At 74.3% G+C, this 14,952-nt stretch carries 13 protein-coding genes; 6 read left to right on the top strand and 7 right to left on the bottom strand.

Going from position 1 to position 14,952, the window contains the following annotated elements:
* Window positions 1-21 precede the first annotated feature (21 nt).
* The 3 genes from PHY01_RS10305 (at window position 22) to PHY01_RS10315 (ending at window position 2,854) form a co-directional block, all read left to right on the top strand.
* On the top strand, window positions 22-474 hold the full coding sequence (locus tag PHY01_RS10305; protein ID WP_141278352.1) for a hypothetical protein: 453 nt from the start codon (window positions 22-24) through the stop codon (window positions 472-474).
* A gap of 9 nt (window positions 475-483) precedes the next feature.
* Window positions 484-2,073 carry a thiamine pyrophosphate-binding protein gene (locus PHY01_RS10310; RefSeq protein WP_246085817.1) on the top strand — a complete coding sequence of 530 codons (1,590 nt, stop codon included), beginning with the start codon at window positions 484-486 and terminating at the stop codon, window positions 2,071-2,073.
* A gap of 118 nt (window positions 2,074-2,191) precedes the next feature.
* Window positions 2,192-2,854 (top strand): PadR family transcriptional regulator, encoded by a 663-nt coding sequence (locus tag PHY01_RS10315; RefSeq protein WP_141278353.1) that lies wholly within the window; start codon window positions 2,192-2,194, stop codon window positions 2,852-2,854.
* A gap of 112 nt (window positions 2,855-2,966) precedes the next feature.
* On the opposite strand, the gene PHY01_RS10320 is transcribed toward PHY01_RS10315, so the two are convergent.
* The 3 genes from PHY01_RS10320 to PHY01_RS10330 form a co-directional block, all read right to left on the bottom strand.
* Window positions 2,967-3,356: an SCO5389 family protein gene (locus PHY01_RS10320; protein WP_141278354.1), complete on the bottom strand. Its 390-nt coding sequence runs from the start codon at window positions 3,354-3,356 to the stop codon at window positions 2,967-2,969.
* A 7-nt stretch (window positions 3,357-3,363) separates the two neighbouring features.
* Complete coding sequence (locus PHY01_RS10325) at window positions 3,364-4,317, bottom strand: ATP-binding protein (RefSeq protein WP_141278355.1); 954 nt, start codon at window positions 4,315-4,317, stop codon at window positions 3,364-3,366.
* Between the two features lie 165 nt (window positions 4,318-4,482).
* Window positions 4,483-5,802 carry an MFS transporter gene (locus tag PHY01_RS10330; RefSeq protein ID WP_141278356.1) on the bottom strand — a complete coding sequence of 440 codons (1,320 nt, stop codon included), beginning with the start codon at window positions 5,800-5,802 and terminating at the stop codon, window positions 4,483-4,485.
* A 67-nt stretch (window positions 5,803-5,869) separates the two neighbouring features.
* On the opposite strand from PHY01_RS10330, the gene PHY01_RS10335 reads away from it, so the two are divergent.
* Window positions 5,870-6,847 (top strand): proteasome assembly chaperone family protein, encoded by a 978-nt coding sequence (locus tag PHY01_RS10335; RefSeq protein WP_246085818.1) that lies wholly within the window; start codon window positions 5,870-5,872, stop codon window positions 6,845-6,847.
* Window positions 6,848-6,851: 4 nt separating this feature from the next.
* On the opposite strand, the gene PHY01_RS10340 is transcribed toward PHY01_RS10335, so the two are convergent.
* Window positions 6,852-9,116, bottom strand: a complete 2,265-nt coding sequence (locus tag PHY01_RS10340) for a thiamine pyrophosphate-binding protein (protein WP_141278357.1) — start codon at window positions 9,114-9,116, stop codon at window positions 6,852-6,854.
* Window positions 9,117-9,205: 89 nt separating this feature from the next.
* On the opposite strand from PHY01_RS10340, the gene PHY01_RS10345 reads away from it, so the two are divergent.
* Window positions 9,206-9,691: an Lrp/AsnC family transcriptional regulator gene (locus PHY01_RS10345; RefSeq protein WP_141278358.1), complete on the top strand. Its 486-nt coding sequence runs from the start codon at window positions 9,206-9,208 to the stop codon at window positions 9,689-9,691.
* 30 nt (window positions 9,692-9,721) lie between these two features.
* Here the strand turns inward: PHY01_RS10345 and PHY01_RS10350 are convergent, their stop codons facing one another.
* Window positions 9,722-10,216: an Hsp20/alpha crystallin family protein gene (locus tag PHY01_RS10350; protein WP_218030091.1), complete on the bottom strand. Its 495-nt coding sequence runs from the start codon at window positions 10,214-10,216 to the stop codon at window positions 9,722-9,724.
* Window positions 10,217-10,231: 15 nt separating this feature from the next.
* Window positions 10,232-11,866 (bottom strand): BCCT family transporter, encoded by a 1,635-nt coding sequence (locus PHY01_RS10355; RefSeq protein WP_246085819.1) that lies wholly within the window; start codon window positions 11,864-11,866, stop codon window positions 10,232-10,234.
* Window positions 11,867-12,243: 377 nt separating this feature from the next.
* Here PHY01_RS10355 and PHY01_RS10360 point away from each other — a divergent pair, with 377 nt between their 5' ends.
* A complete protein-coding gene (locus PHY01_RS10360) occupies window positions 12,244-13,947 on the top strand; it encodes a BCCT family transporter (RefSeq protein WP_141278360.1) in 1,704 nt (567 codons plus the stop codon).
* Here PHY01_RS10360 and PHY01_RS10365 read toward each other — a convergent pair.
* Window positions 13,944-14,900, bottom strand: coding sequence for an NADPH:quinone oxidoreductase family protein (locus PHY01_RS10365; protein WP_141278361.1), 957 nt, complete (start codon window positions 14,898-14,900; stop codon window positions 13,944-13,946). The two genes, PHY01_RS10360 and PHY01_RS10365, sit on opposite strands and share 4 nt — an antisense overlap.
* Window positions 14,901-14,952 lie beyond the last annotated feature (52 nt).

Below are 14,952 nucleotides of genomic sequence, written 5' to 3' on the forward strand. Positions count from 1 at the left end.
CCCCTCTATCCTGCGCGCACCATGAACCGCACGCTGCTCGGAGTCCTGCTGGTCCTCGCCCTGGCCGGCTGCGGCGGGTCGGTCGCCGACCGGGACCGCCCCGACGCCACCCAGGAGCGCGCGGCCCCGCCGTCGCCGTTCTGCGCGGCCGTGGTCACGACCAACGCCGCGCTCGCCCCGCTCAGCTCGCCCACCGCCGAGGCGATCCCGGCCGAGGAGCTGACGAACACCGCCGACGCGGTGCGGGCCGGCACCGCCCAGCTGCTCGCGAGCGCCCCCGACGAGATCCGCGCCGACGTCGAGCGCTACGTCGGCGTCGTCGACCTGCAGCTCGACGCGCTGGTCGCCAACGGCGGCGACGGCGCGGCCCTGGCCGCCGACGCCGAGTTCACCGCCCGGGTGAACACCCCGGAGAACTCCGCGGCGAGCCGCCGCGTGCGGGACTACGTCACCCGCACCTGCACGGCGAGCTGAGCCCGGGCCGTGGACGAGCGGGCGACGGTCGCGGGCCAGGTGCTCGACGTCGCCCGCGGTCACGGCGCGGGCACCGTCTTCGGGCTGCCCGGGGTGCACAACCTGGCGTTCTGGAACGCCGGGGCGGCGCCGCTGGTGGTGCGCCACGAGCAGGCCGCGGTGTACGCCGCCGACGGCTGGGCCCGCACGACCGGGCGCCTCGGCGCGGCGGTGGTGACGACCGGTCCCGGCGCGGCCAACGCGGTGGCGGCGTTCGGTGAGGCCGCGGCGGCCCGCTCCCCCGTCCTGCTGGTGGCCTCCGAGATCCCGCAGACCCTGCGCCGGGCCGGGCGGGTGCGCGGGGTGCTGCACGAGTCGCGCGACCAGGCCGCGCTGTTCGCCCCGCTCGCGAAGGCCGTGTTCACCCCGCGCACCCCGGCGGAGGTCGCGGCGGTGGCCGGGCGGGCGGCCGAGACCGCGCTCGCGCACCCGCGCGGTCCCGTCTACCTCGACGTGCCGGCCGACGTGCTGGGGCAGCCGGCCGCGCCGACGCCGTCGCCGTCCGCCCCGTCCGACGTCCCGGTGACCGGGCTCGACGACGCCGCCGCCGTGCTGTCCGGGGCCCGGGTCGTGCTCTGGGCGGGCGGCGACGCGGCCGACCACGCCGACGCCGTCGCCGCGCTCGCCACCCGGCTCGGCGCGCCGGTCGTCGCGAGCTTCCGGGGGCGCGGGGTGCCACCGACCGCCCACCCGGCCGCGGTCGGCCTGCCCCCGCACGAGCCGGAGCCCGCCGCGCTGATCGCCGCGGCCGACGTCCTGCTCGCCGTCGGCGGCGACCTGGACGGCATGAACACCCGCAACTGGACCATGCCCCGCCCGGCCGGGCTCGTCGTCGTCGAGGCGGCGCCGCCGCCCGACCCCCCGGAGTGGGCGCCCGACGCCACCGTCACCGGCCCGCTCGACGCCGCGCTGGCCGGCCTGGCCGCGCGGGTGCCGGCCGCCCCGGCCTGGGCACCGACCGGGATGCGCGCGACGGTGCTCGACCGGCTGCGCCGCGACCCGGCCACCGCGGACGCCCTGCACCTGCTCGACGCCGTCGAGCACGCCCGGACCGCCGACACCGTCCTGGTCTGCGACATGGCCGTGGCCGGCTACTGGGTCGGCGGCTACGCCTCCGCGCCCGGCCCGCGGCGGCTGGCCTACCCCGTCGGCTGGGGCACGCTGGGCTTCGGCCTGCCCGCGGCACTCGGCGCCGCGGCGGCCGGGCACCCGGTGATCGCGGTCTGCGGCGACGGCGGGCTGATGATGGCGCTCGGCGAGCTGGCGACACTGGTGCAGGAGCGGCTGCCGGTCACCGTCCTCGTCGTCGACGACGGCGGCTACGGGATGCTGCGCTACGACCAGCGCCGCGCGGGGCACCCCGAGCGCGGCGTCGACCTGGTGACACCCGACCTGCCCGCACTCGCCGCGGCGTTCGGGCTGGCCGCCACGGCGGTGGGGTCGACGGCGGAGCTGCGCGCGCCGCTCGCCGCGGCCGTCGCGAGCGGGGCCCCGCACCTGGTGCGCGTCCCGGCGGCGCTCACCCCGCCGCGCACCACCTCGCCCCGCTGGGCCGAGTAGCACCTTCCGTGTGACGCAGCACACAGTGTTGGCCGAACAGTTGCGATATATCGTGATGGCACACGAGCGACTCAGTGCTATCGGAGCAGGAGGCTCGCCCACCGTCAGGAGACACGACATGCACACCCCACGGTTCCGGGGACGACCCCCGCACCCCCACCCCTTCGCCGTCGACGGCGAGCCCGAGGGCCCGCACCGCCACGGCGGTCCCCGCGGCCGGCGCCACGGCGGCCCGCGGTTCGGACCGGGGTTCGGCCCCGGCTTCGGGCGCGGCGGCCCGTTCCCCGGCGGCCCCTTCGGCGGGCCGCGCGGCGGACGGCGCGGCCGCCGCACCTCGCGCGGGGACATCCGCGCCGCCGTGCTGGCCCTGCTCGCCGAGCAGCCGCGGCACGGCTACGAGATCATCCAGGAGATCGCCGAGCGTTCCGGCGGCGCCTGGCGCCCGAGCCCCGGGTCGGTGTACCCCACCATCTCCCAGCTCGAGGACGAGGGCCTGGCGACGGTCGAGAAGGCCGACGGCCGACGGGTCGTCTCGCTCACCGCGGCCGGCACGACCTACGTCGCCGAGCACCGCGCCGAGCTCGACGCGGTGTGGGAGCAGGTCGGCCGCAGCGCCGACGAGTGGGCCGACGGCGAGGCCGGTGAGCTGTGGGACCAGCTCGGCCAGCTGCACGCCGCGGCCCAGCAGGTGCTCGGCGCCGGCACCCCGGAGCAGGTCACCGCGGCCACCGCGGCCCTGACCGAGGCCCGCAAGACCATCTACCGCCTACTCGCCGAGTAGGCCCCGCCCGGCCCCGCCCCGCAGGGCCCCGTCCGATTGCAGGAAGGCCACCTTCACGCAACCTAGCTGCGTGAAGGTGGCCTTCCTGCAATTCAGGCGGGCGAGAGCCGGGTCAGCAGTCGCGCAGCTCCGGGCTCTGGTTGAGGACCTGGCCGCGGGGGCTGATGAACTCCCGGTAGGTCGCCCCGTCGACGTCGGCGGGCGCGAACGCAGCGACGCGGTGGCAGTTCTGGAACGCCAGCACCACCCCGAAGTGGCGCTCCAGCGCGCCGCGGATGGCGTTGCTGGCCAGGGCCCGCAGCAGCTGGCCGCGCTCCTGCTCCGAGGGCGGGGGCACCTCGTGCTCGCCGAACGGCTTGCCCGGGGCCTGGTCCGCCACGGCGGTCGAGATCGTCTCCCAGGCGTACGGCAGCGAGTCCCGGACGACGGCGACGAACTGCGCGTCGGTCAGCTCGCCGCGGGCGGCGGCGTCGAGCACGGGGGTGGGGACGTCGAGCGACATGTCTCTCCTAGGGGGTCGGAACCGGTGCGGGCCCGGGCAGGAAGTCCGGGTCGATCTGGGCGGCGAGGTCGGTGCCGGCGGCCCGGTTGCCCCACGCGCGGGCGTTGCGCAGGTGGAACTCGACGGTGCCGCGGTGGTAGGCGGCCCAGTCGCGGGCGCGCGCGTCGAGCGCGGCGTGCACCGCGTCCAGGGCCGCGAGGTTGGCGGGCTCCAGCGCCGAGACGGGCTCGACGGCCCCCCGCTCGGCCGCACGCACCCATCCCGACTGCCCGAACCAGCCGACCAGCGCGTCGCCGACGTGCTCGCGCAGGTAGGCGACGTCGGCGTCGTCGGCGACCTTGTTGCCCAGCACCGCGAGGGCGACGCCGTGCCCCGCGGCGTGCTCGGCGTACTGCCGGAACACCCCGACCCCGCGCCGCGTCGGCTCGCTGACCAGCACCGTCAGGTCGAAGCGGGTGAACAGGCCGGACGCGAAGGCGTCGGCCCCCGCCGTCATGTCGACGACGACGTACTCGCCGGGCCCGTCGAGCAGGTGGTTGAGGTAGAGCTCGACCGCTCCGGTCTTGGAGTGGTAGCAGGACACCCCGATGTCGGCCTCGTCGAACTCGCCGGTGACCAGGTGCCGCACGTCGCCGACCTGCACGGAGTACCGCGCGAGCAGCTCCCCCGCGGGGTCGAGGTCGAGCATCCGGGACCCGGCGCCCGGCGGTGTCGTCTTGATCATGGTGTCGGCGGAGGCGATGCGCGGGTTGGTGCCACGCAGGTGGTCCTTGAGCCAGCGCAGGTCCGAGCCCAGCGCGCGGGGCGGTGGGCCGTCGTGGCCGAGCGCCTGGCCCAGGTGCTGGTTGATGTCCGCGTCGATCGCCAGCACCGGGTGCCCGCGCTCGGCGAGGTACCGGCTGAACACCGCCGCCGACGTCGTCTTCCCGCTGCCGCCCTTGCCGACGAACGCGATGCGCACCCGGCCTCCCCTCACTCGCCCGACACTGCCAGACCGCAGATGATAAGCGTTGTCACTTTCGGGTGACGGAGTTCGGGTCGGCGACGGTACCGCGCACCCACCGCGTCCCGACACGAGCCCGCGCCCGGAGCCCGTCCACCCGGACCCGTCCGACGGGACGGATCCTCAGCGACGGCGGCGGGCCAGTACCTCGCGCAGCGGGGGGACCACCACGCCGTCCGCGGCGAGCTTGCGCCGGGCCCGGCGGCGGGCGACGAGGATCCCGACCGTCGCGAAGGCCCAGACGGCGTACTGCACGGTCCAGGCCACCCGGAACGCCTCGGGCGAGTAGCCGCCCGCGCTGAGCCCGAGCACCACCCCCACGGCCTGCGCCACCAGCAGCGACGCCAGGAACCCGCCGATGTTGACGATCCCGACCGCGGTGCCCTGGCGGTGTCCGGGGTTGAACGTGCGCGCGTAGTCGAAGCCGATCATCGAGCCGGGGCCGCCGAGGGCCAGCACGACGACGAGCGCCACCAGCAGCCAGCCCGGCGCGGGCGGCGGCACGGCCAGCACGACCGTCCACGTCCCGGCCGTCACCCCGATGACGGCGAGCACGAGCCACGAACGGCGCAGCGGGTGCCGGGCGGTGAACTCCCCGAACAGCGGGCCCGCCACGATCCCGACGCCGACGAACAGCGCCAGCAGCGCGCTCGCCTGCCCGGCGCCCAGCCCCTGACCCGCGACGAGGTAGGGCACACCCCACAGCAGCGCGAACACGGTGCCGGAGAACTGCGTGCCCATGTGCGTCCAGAGCCCGAGGCGGGTGCCCGGCTCGCGCCAGGACTTCTTCAGCCCGTCGACGATCTCCCGCGGCGAGGGCGCGGGCGGCGGCGGGGCGGCCCCCGGCGGGCGGTTGCGGACGACCAGCAGCACCGCGACCGCCACGAACACCCCGAGCGCCGCCGCGGAGAGGAACGCGGGCGTCCATCCCGGCCCGTAGAGCAGCGCGGCCAGCGGGATCGCGGAGAGCACCTGGCCGAGCTGGCCGAGCAGGCCGGTCAGCTGCGTCATCAGCGGCACGCGCCGGGGCGGGAACCACGCGGTGACGACGGCGAGCACGCTGATGAACGTCAGCGCGTCGCCCGTGCCGACCAGCACGCGCGCCGCGATGGCCAGCGGCAGGGTCGTGGCCAGGGCCAGCGCGACCTGCCCGGCCGCCATCGTCAGCGCCCCGACGACGACGAGCCGCCGCGCCCCGAACCGGTCGAGCAGCACCCCGACCGGGATCTGCAGGCTCGCGTAGACCAGCAGCTGCAGCACCACGAACCCGGAGAGCACGGCGGGCGGGGCGGCGAACCGGTCGGCCGCCTCCAGCCCGGCGACGCCGAACGAGGTGCGGTGCATGACCCCGACGAGATAGGCCGACAGTGCGACCACCCACACGGCCCAGATGCGGCGGGAGGGTGTCTGTGCCGGTGTCGGGGTGGGGGCGAGCGCGTCCATGTCCCACCCATGGTGCGCGATCGCCGTCCGGAACGGGATGCTGTGCGGGCAGGTTCACGTTGTGCGGGTGGACCCACGACGCGAGAAGGAGAGGTGCGCGGTGCAGGAACCGGCCGAGCTGTACGAGATCGTGGACGACGCCCCGGCACCGGAGGCGCCGGTGCTGATCGTGGCGCTGGACGGTTTCGTCGACGCCGGCAACGCCGGGCGCCTGGCCCTGGAGGCGCTGGAGACCAGCGGCAGCGCGTCGCGCACGGTCGCCCGTTTCGACGTCGACCAGCTCGTCGACTACCGGTCGCGCCGCCCGCCGCTGCGCTTCGAGACCGACCGGTGGGCCGCCTACCACGGCCCGGAGCTCGACATCGTCGCGCTCACCGACACCGGCGAGACGCAGTACCTGCTGCTCTCGGGCCCCGAGCCGGACAGCCAGTGGGAGCGCTTCGCCGCCGCCGTCGAGCAGCTCGTGCGGCGTCTCGGCGTCCGCCTGGTGATCAACCTCACCGCCATCCCGATGGCCGTGCCGCACACCCGCCCGATCGGCGTCACCGTGCACGGCACCCGCCCGGAGCTGACCGAGGGGCACGAGGCCTGGTTCGCCACCGCGGAGGTCCCCGGCAGCGCCGTGGCGCTGATGGAGTTCCGGCTCGGCGAGGCCGGGCACGACGCGATGGGCTTCGCCGTGCACGTGCCGCACTACCTGGCGCGGTCGGAGTACCCGCAGGCCGCGCGCGTGCTGCTCGACCACGTCGGGCTCGCCGCCGGGCTGTACCTGCCCACCGAGTCGCTGTCGGCCGCCGCCGAGCGGGCCGAGGCGGAGATCGCCGAGCAGGTGGCGGCGTCGGAGGAGGTCGCGCAGGTCGTCCAGGCGCTGGAGCGGCAGTACGACACGGTGTCCTCCGGCCGCGGCGAGCGGGGCGGCATGGGCCTGTCCGGCGAGCTGCCCAGCGCCGACGAGCTGGCCGCCGAGGTGGAGAAGTTCCTCGCCGACCAGGACGACGAGAAGGGTGACGGGGACGCGGGCCCCGGCCCCGTCGTCCCCGACTGATCCGCTACTCCACCACGTCCAGCGCGGCCGCGACGATGCTGTCGGCGTCGAGGCCGTGGTGGCGGAACACCGACTCCAGGTCGCCCGACTGCCCGAACCGCGAGACACCCAGGTGGGTGGCCGGGACCCGGTTGATCCCGGCGAGGAACGCCAGCGTGTGCGGGTGGCCGTCGAGCACGGTCACCAGCGGCGCCGCCCGGCGGGCGGGGAACGCGGCGTCGAGGATCCAGGTGTCGGCGTCGCCGTGGCCGGCGCGGGCCTGCACGGCGTCGAACACCAGGCCCGGGCTGGTCACGCAGACGACGTCGCACGGGTGGCCCTGGGCCTCCAGTCGCCCCGCCGCGGCCAGCGCCTCGGGCACGACCGCGCCCGTCACGGCGATCGTCACCGCGGGGGTGGACGCGGCGCGCCGCAGCGGGTAGGCCCCGGCGACGACCTGGCGCCTGCGGCGCTCCCGGGCGGCCGGGTCGGCGGGGACCGCGGCGAGCGACTGGTCGACCGGCCGCGTCGACAGCCGCAGGTAGGCCGAGCGGCCGCCGGGGCGGCCCAGCCGCGCCAGCGACGCCAGCAGGGTCCACTCGACGTCGATGGCGAACGCGGGCTCGTAGCTCGTGCAGTCGGGCTGCTCCAGACCCACCGACGGGGTGGTGATCGACTGGTGCGCCCCGCCCTCCGGCGCGAGCGCGACCCCGGACGGCGTCCCGACCAGGATCGACTGACCACCCGCGTAGATGCCGAACGACCACGGCTCCAGCGCGCGCTCGACGAACGGGTCGTAGAGCACCGCGATCGGCAGCAGCGGCGTGCCCCAGCGGCTCCACGTGGCGCCCATCTCGCCCAGCAGCCCGACCAGGTTCGTCTCCGCGATGCCCAGCTCCAGGTGCTGGCCGTCGGGGCGCTCGCGCCAGTGCAGGATCGTCTCGGGGTCGTCGGCGAACCAGTCGACCTGCTCGCGCGCGGCCCACACCCCCACCTTGTTGACCCAGCCGCCCAGATTCGTCGAGCTCGACACGTCCGGGCACAGCGTCACGACCTGCTTGGCCGCCTCCGGGGCGGCGCGGGTGAGGTCGAGCAGCGCGCGGCCCAGCGCGGCCTGCGTGGTGGCCGTGCCCGACGGGGTGCGGCCGATGTCGGCGGGCAGCGGCGGCACCGCGGCGACGGTGACGGGCTCGCGGCGCAGCCGCTCCCCCACCTGCGCGCACAGCTCGGCGGCGGGGCCGGCGGGCAGCGGCGTCCACGGCGCGTCGGCGTCGGCGCCGACCGCGTCGGCCAGCTCCGCGAACTGCTCGTGGGTGAGCAGCGAGGAGTGGTTCTGCGGGTGGCCCTCGCTGGCCAGGCCGTACCCCTTGACGGTGTAGGCGAAGATCACCGTGGGCCGGGTGTCGTCGATCGCGGCGAAGGCGGTGCGCAGGGCGCCGAGGTCGTGGCCGCCGAGGTTGCGCAGCGCGGCGTGCAGCGTGGCGTCGTCGAGGCCGGAGACCAGCTCGGCCAGCTTCGTGTCCTCCCCCGGCAGCCGTTCGCGCAGCTGGGCGGGGGTGCAGCGGAGGAGCCGCTGGTACTCCGGGTTGGGCATCTCGTCGATCCGGGCGCGCAGCACGTCGCCCCCGGGGCGGGTGAACAGCTCCTCCAGCAGGGCGCCGTACTTGACGGTGAGGACCTGCCAGCCCGCGGCGTCGAACATGCCCTGCAGGCGGGTGGCCCCGATGTTGGGGACGACGCGGTCGAGGCTCTGGCGGTTGAGGTCGACGATCCAGACGACCTCGCCCAGCTCGGCCACCATCGGGTCGAGGACGGCCTCCCAGCAGGCGCCCTCGTCCAGCTCCGCGTCGCCGACCAGGGAGTACTGGCGGCCCTCGCCGGCCCGGACGTAGCGGCGGGCGATCGCGCCCCAGATCGGGGCGGTCGCGCCGATGCCGACCGAGCCGGTGGAGTAGTCGACGGGGTCGGGGTCCTTGGAGCGGCTGGGGTAGCTCTGCAGGCCGCCGAACTCGCGCAGCGTCTCCAGCTTCGCCGCGGGCAGCTCGCCGAGCAGGTGGTTGATCGCGTGCAGGACGGGCGAGGCGTGCGGCTTGACCGACACCCGGTCCTCACGGCGCAGGTGCTCGAACCACAGCGCGGTCATGATCGTCACCATCGACGCGCTCGACGCCTGGTGCCCGCCGACCTTCAGCCCGCTCGGGTTGGGCCGCACCCGGTTGGCGTGGTGCACGATCGCGGTCGCCAGCCACAGCACCCGCTGCTCGATGGTGCGCAGGACGTCGTCACTCATCCCCGTACTGCACCACCGGGCGGCCGTGTGCACAACCCAGACTCGATCTGACGTGCATTCTGCTCGCGACACGCGCTCGATGGGGCAGAATGCCCGGCGTGGACCCCACCGACGCCCGTCTGCTCCAGGCCCTCACCGAGTCACCGCGCGCGTCGGTGCTGGCGCTCGCGCAACGGCTGGGGATCTCGCGCAACACCGTGCAGGCCCGGCTGGCCGGACTGGAGGCGCGCGGGGTGCTCGGCTCGTTCGAGCGGCGGATCGACCCGGCGGCGCTGGGCTACCCGCTCACCGCGTTCGTCTCGGTGCAGCTCGTGCAGCGGCGCCTGGCCGAGGTCGCCGACGCGCTGGAGCGGGTGCCCGAGGTCGTCGAGGTGCTGGGGCTCTCGGGCGAGGCCGACCTGCTGTGCCAGGTCGTCGCCCGGGACGCCGACGACCTCTACCGCATCGCCGGGCAGCTGCTGGCCACCGACGGGGTGGAGCGCACCACGACCTCGCTGGTGATGCGGCGGCTCGTGCGGCACCGCATCGCCCCACTGCTGGAGCGCATCGAGGACCCGGGTCCGCAGCGGCGGTGAACCGACCCCGCCGCGGCCGGGATCAGCGGCTCACGAGCGGCGCACCGCGGCCGCGCCGCCTCCTCCCGACCGCACCTCGATACGGGACGGGCCCGAGGCGTCGGCCGCGCCGCGCACCACGACCTCGAGCACCCCGTCGCGCAGCTCGGCGTCGAGGTGCTCGTCGCGCACCCCCTCGGGCAGGGTGATGTCGCGGCGGAAGCGACCGTAGTGACGCTCCTGGACGTAGAAGTCCTCCGCGGTCTCCGGTCCGTGCCGGCGCTCCCCGACGATGGTCAGGGTGCCGTGCGACAGGCTGATCTCCAGGTCGTCGGCGACGACCCCGGCCAGCTCGCAACGGATCAGCAGGTCGGAGCCGACCGCCAGGATGTCGGTGGTCGGGTTCCACGCGTCGCTGTGCCCGCGCGGCGGGGTCGCGGCCGACGAGCGGGACTCGGTCATCCGCTCCGACATCCGGTTCATCTCGCTGATGATGTCGACGACCCCCCGGAACGGGTTGCCGGAGCTCTTGCGGCTGGGTGCCACGGGTGTACCTCCTGTCTAGCGGTCGGTCGCGGACGTGGCGGTCGCGGTGGGTTCGACGGGCTCGCCCTCCGTGTCGTCGTGCTCCCGGGCCTCCCGGGTGGCCATCCGCGCCGCGGTCGGGGCGGCGGCGAGCGGTTCGTCCTGGAACGCCTTGTAGAGCCCCACGCACATGAGGATCAGGACGACCGCGAACGGCAGCCCGGCGGTGATCGACGCCGCCTGCAGGGCCTGCAGCGCGGTCTCCCCGCCGATCCCCAGCAACACGGCCGCCACCGCGCCCTCGGTGACCGCCCAGAAGAACCGCTGGGCCCGCTGCGGGTTCGGGTCACCGCCGTTGGTGAGCATGTCGACCACCAGCGAGCCCGAGTCCGACGACGTCGCGAAGAACAGCACCACCACGACGATCGTGAGCACCGACGCGAGCACCGAGAGGATCTCCGGGATCGGCAGGGCCTGCAGCAGCAGGAACAGCGACTGCTCGGCGGGCGACCCGGCGATGTCGGTCGTGCCGTTCATCTCGTAGAACAGCCCCGAACCGCCGAGCACCGCGAACCAGGTGATCGACGCGCCGACCGGGGCGAGCAACGCCCCGCCGACGAACTGGCGCACCGTGCGGCCGTAGGAGATCCGGGCGATGAACATCCCGACGAACGGCGCCCAGGACATCCACCAGCCCCAGTAGAACAGCGTCCAGCTCGCCTGCCAGGCCGCTGCCTCCGGCTCCGTGCCGGGGTTGAACACCTCGAAGCTGGTGCCGACGAGGTTCTGCAGGTAGTAGCCGGTGTTCTCGGCCAGCCCGGTGAGGATGAACAGCTTCGGGCCGAAGAGGAAGACGACGAGCATCAGCAGCAGGGCCAGGCCCAGGTTGAGCACCGAGAGCCGGCGGATGCCCTTGTCGATCCCGGCCATCACCGACACCACCGCGATCGCGGTGATCGCGGCGATCAGCCCGATCTGCACCGTCGCGTTGACGGGCACCCCGAACAGGGTGGAGAGCCCGGCGTTGACCTGCTGCGCGCCCAGGCCCAGCGACGTCGCCAGCCCGAACAGGGTGCCGAACACCGCCAGGACGTCGATCAGGTTGCCGCGCCAGCCGAAGGTCTTGTCCTTGAACAGCGGGTAGAACGCCGACGCCGGGCGCAGCGGCAGACCCTTGCGGAAGGAGAAGTAGCCCATCGCGAGACCGAGCACGATGTAGATCGCCCACGGCTGCAGGCCCCAGTGGTAGATCGTGTAGTTCATCGCCTCGGTGGCCCGCTGCGTCGGGTCGGTCGAGGCGATCGGGCTGCCGCTGGCCGGGTCCAGGTAGTAGGCCGGCTCGTAGACGCCGTAGAACACCAGGCCGATGCCCATTCCGGCGGTGAACAGCATGGCGAACCACGGGATGGTCCGGTACTCCGGGCGCGAGTCGTCCGGGCCCAGCCGCAGCCTCCCGTAGCGGCTGACCATCAGCGCGACCACGAAGACCAGGAAACCGGTGGCGGCCAGGACGTAGAACCAGCCGAAGTAGGTGGCGATGAAGTCCATCACGGCGCTCGCCGCCGTGCTGGTGGCGTCGGTGAACACCGAGCCGACCACCAGGAACGCCACGACCAGCACCGCCGAGGTCAGGAAGACCGGCGGGTTCGTGTGGGTCCGGAGGTAGGTCACGACCGGGTTCCCCCCGGTCGTGCCGGGGGGTTCGGTGGTGGACATGGGTGCGCTCCTCGTGTTCGTCGATGGGCGGCCGGGCCGATGCCGCCGCGTCCCTCACACGTCCGCGGGGAACGACCACCTTAGGCCGCATGTCGTAACGCCCGCCGGGCCCGGATACCGGATCGTGACGTCCGGGCGTCCCCCGTGCGGTGCAGGCCGGGACACCGTGCGACACCACCGTGACGATCAGGCCTCGACCTCGACCGAGGCTTGACGGAGCCCACGAGCAGGGCGGATCGTTCGTGGGCCACTGCGGTGGCCCGTACCGGGCGGTACCCGATCGGGCGTAGCTGATCGAAGGGGGAAGGCCCGCCACGCACGGGCCGACGGCGATGACGATCCAGGACACACCACGCAGCGGGGAACCCGTCTCGGACGGGCCGATACCCGAGATCCCGGCGGCGCCGGCCGCCGACCAACGCCACCCCGTCGACCGGGTGATCTTCGGCGTCGCCGCGGTGCTGATGCTCGCGTTCATCGTCTGGGGCGCGGCGTCGACCGACACGCTCAGCGAGGTCGCCTCCACCGTCCTGAACGGCATCATGAACGCGGGCGGCTGGGCGTTCGTCCTGGCCGCGAGCGGGTTCGTCGTGTTCGCGCTCTACCTGGCATTCAGCCGGTTCGGCAAGATCCCGCTGGGCCGCGACGACGAGGTCCCGGAGTTCCGGACCGTGTCCTGGATCGCGATGATGTTCAGCGCGGGCATGGGCATCGGCCTGATGTTCTACGGGGTGTCCGAGCCGCTGTCCCACTTCACCTCGCCCCCGCCCGGCACGGTCGCACCGGGCGACCCGGCGGCGCTCGACGTCGCCATGGCCACCACGCTGTTCCACTGGACGCTGCACCCGTGGGCCATCTACGCCGTCGTCGGTCTGGCGATCGCGTACTCCACGTTCCGGCGCGGGCGCCGCCAGCTGATCAGCTCGGCATTCGCCCCGCTGCTCGGCGAGCACCGCACCGACGGCCCGCTGGGCAAGGCGATCGACATCCTCGCGATCTTCGCCACGCTGTTCGGCTCGGCCGCCTCGCTCGGGCTCGGCGCGCTGCAGATCGGCGCGGGCCTGTCGCTCAACGGCATCCCGGTGGAGGGCAAGCTGCTGCTCGTCCTGATCATCGCCGTGCTCACGCTGGCGTTCGTCTGCTCCGCCGTCACCGGCGTCGCCAAGGGCATCCAGTGGCTGTCCAACATCAACATGGTGCTGGCGGGCGTGCTCGCGCTCGTGGTGTTCGTCGGCGGGCCGACCATCCTGATCCTCAACCTGCTGCCCACCGCGATCGGCGACTACGCCGGCAACCTCGCCGAGATGGCCTCGCGCACCGCGGCCAACGGCGGCGACGCCACCGCCGAGTGGCTGGCCGGCTGGACCGTCTTCTACTGGGCGTGGTGGATCTCCTGGACGCCCTTCGTCGGCATGTTCATCGCACGGATCAGCCGTGGCCGCACGATCCGCCAGTTCGTCACCGGCGTCATCCTGATCCCCAGCGCCGTCTCGCTGCTGTGGTTCGCGATCTTCGGCGGCGCGGCGATCGACCAGCAGCGGGCGGTCGACCCGACCGGCGCCGTGGGCCTGGCCGCCGAGTCGACCGAGGGGCAGCTGTTCGGCCTGCTCGCCTCGATGCCGCTGGGCGCGGTGCTCAGCGTGCTCGCGATGGTGCTGATCGCGATCTTCTTCGTCTCCGGGGCCGACGCCGCGTCGGTCGTCATGGGCACGCTGTCCTCGCGCGGCTCCATCGACCCCTCGCGCTGGGTGGTGATCTTCTGGGGCGTCGTGATGGGCGGGATCGCGATCATCATGCTGCTGGTCAGCCCCGGGAACGAGGCCCTGCAGGGCATCCAGAACATCACGATCATCATGGCGGCCCCGTTCGCACTGGTGATGGTGCTGCTGTGCGTCGCGCTCACCAAGGACCTGCGCCACGACCCCCTGATGCGCCGCGACCGGCGCTCCCGGGAGGCCGTGGAGCAGGCGGTGGACTACGGCAGCCAGAACTTCGGCGACGACTTCCACCTGTCGGTGAAGAAGGTGAAGGACTAGGTCTCCAGCACGACCTTGCCGGTGACGCGGCGCTCGTCGATGGTGGCGAGCGCCGCGTCCGCGCGTTCGAGGGGGAAGGTCGCGCTGACGATCGGGTCGAGCGCGCCGGAGCGCAGGTGCGGCACCAGGTCGGCCCACTGCTGCGCCACGAAGCCGGGCCGCCCGAGCGCGAACCCGCCCCAGCCCACACCGACGACGTCGACGTTGGTGAGCAGCAGCCGGTTGACCTTCACCGTGGGGATGTCGCCCGCGGTGAACCCGACGACCAGCAGCCGGCCCTCCGGGCGCAGGCAGCGCAGGGAGTCGGTGAAGCGGTCGCCGCCCACCGGGTCGACGACGAGGTCGACGCCGCCGAGCTCCTTCACCGCGTCGCGGAAGCCGTCGACGAGGACGGCGTGCGCCGCCCCGGCCGCGCGGGCGACCTCGGCCTTCTCCTCGCTGGACACGACCGCGACCACCTCGGCGCCCAGCGCGGCGGCGAGCTGCACGCACGCCGTGCCCACCCCGCCCGCCGCACCGTGCACGAGCACCCGCTGCCCGGCCTCCAGGTGCCCGCGGCGGCGCAGCGCGAACTGCGCGGTGAGGTAGTTCATCGGCAGGCACGCGCCCGCGGCGAAGGACACCTCGTCCGGCAGTGGGAACACGTGCTCGGCGTGCACCGCCGCCACCTCGGCGAAGGCGCCGATGGTGGTGAACGCCGCGACCCGGTCGCCCGCCCGGACGGCGGCGCCCTCGGGGGCCTCGCGCACCACCCCGGCGATCTCCGACCCGAGGGTGAACGGCGGGTCGGGCTTGTACTGGTAGAGCCCCTTGCTCTGCAGGACGTCCGGGAAGTTGACGCCCGCCGCACGCACGTCGACCAGGACCTGGTCCGCCCCGCGCTCCGGCTCCGGGACCTCCCGCACCTCCACCGCCGCCGGGCCCTCCAGCCGTACCACCTGCACCGCGCGCACGCGCCACCTCCGTCTCGTCGTCGACGGCCATCCTGCCCCGCGGGCGACCGGC

It is taken from the genome of Pseudonocardia hydrocarbonoxydans, assembly GCF_006539565.1.
GTDB classification, from domain to species: domain Bacteria; phylum Actinomycetota; class Actinomycetes; order Mycobacteriales; family Pseudonocardiaceae; genus Pseudonocardia; species Pseudonocardia hydrocarbonoxydans.

What these genes read in the sequence shown, in the direction of transcription:
- PHY01_RS10305 (WP_141278352.1), top strand. Translation starts at nt 22, where the DNA reads ATGAACCGCACGCTGCTCGGAGTCCTGCTGGTCCTCGCCCTGGCCGGC.
- PHY01_RS10330 (WP_141278356.1), bottom strand. Translation starts at nt 5,802, where the DNA reads ATGGACGCGCTCGCCCCCACCCCGACACCGGCACAGACACCCTCCCGC.
- PHY01_RS10340 (WP_141278357.1), bottom strand. Translation starts at nt 9,116, where the DNA reads ATGAGTGACGACGTCCTGCGCACCATCGAGCAGCGGGTGCTGTGGCTG.
- PHY01_RS10345 (WP_141278358.1), top strand. Translation starts at nt 9,206, where the DNA reads ATGCCCGGCGTGGACCCCACCGACGCCCGTCTGCTCCAGGCCCTCACC.
- PHY01_RS10360 (WP_141278360.1), top strand. Translation starts at nt 12,244, where the DNA reads ATGACGATCCAGGACACACCACGCAGCGGGGAACCCGTCTCGGACGGG.
- PHY01_RS10320 (WP_141278354.1), bottom strand. Translation starts at nt 3,356, where the DNA reads ATGTCGCTCGACGTCCCCACCCCCGTGCTCGACGCCGCCGCCCGCGGC.
- PHY01_RS10315 (WP_141278353.1), top strand. Translation starts at nt 2,192, where the DNA reads ATGCACACCCCACGGTTCCGGGGACGACCCCCGCACCCCCACCCCTTC.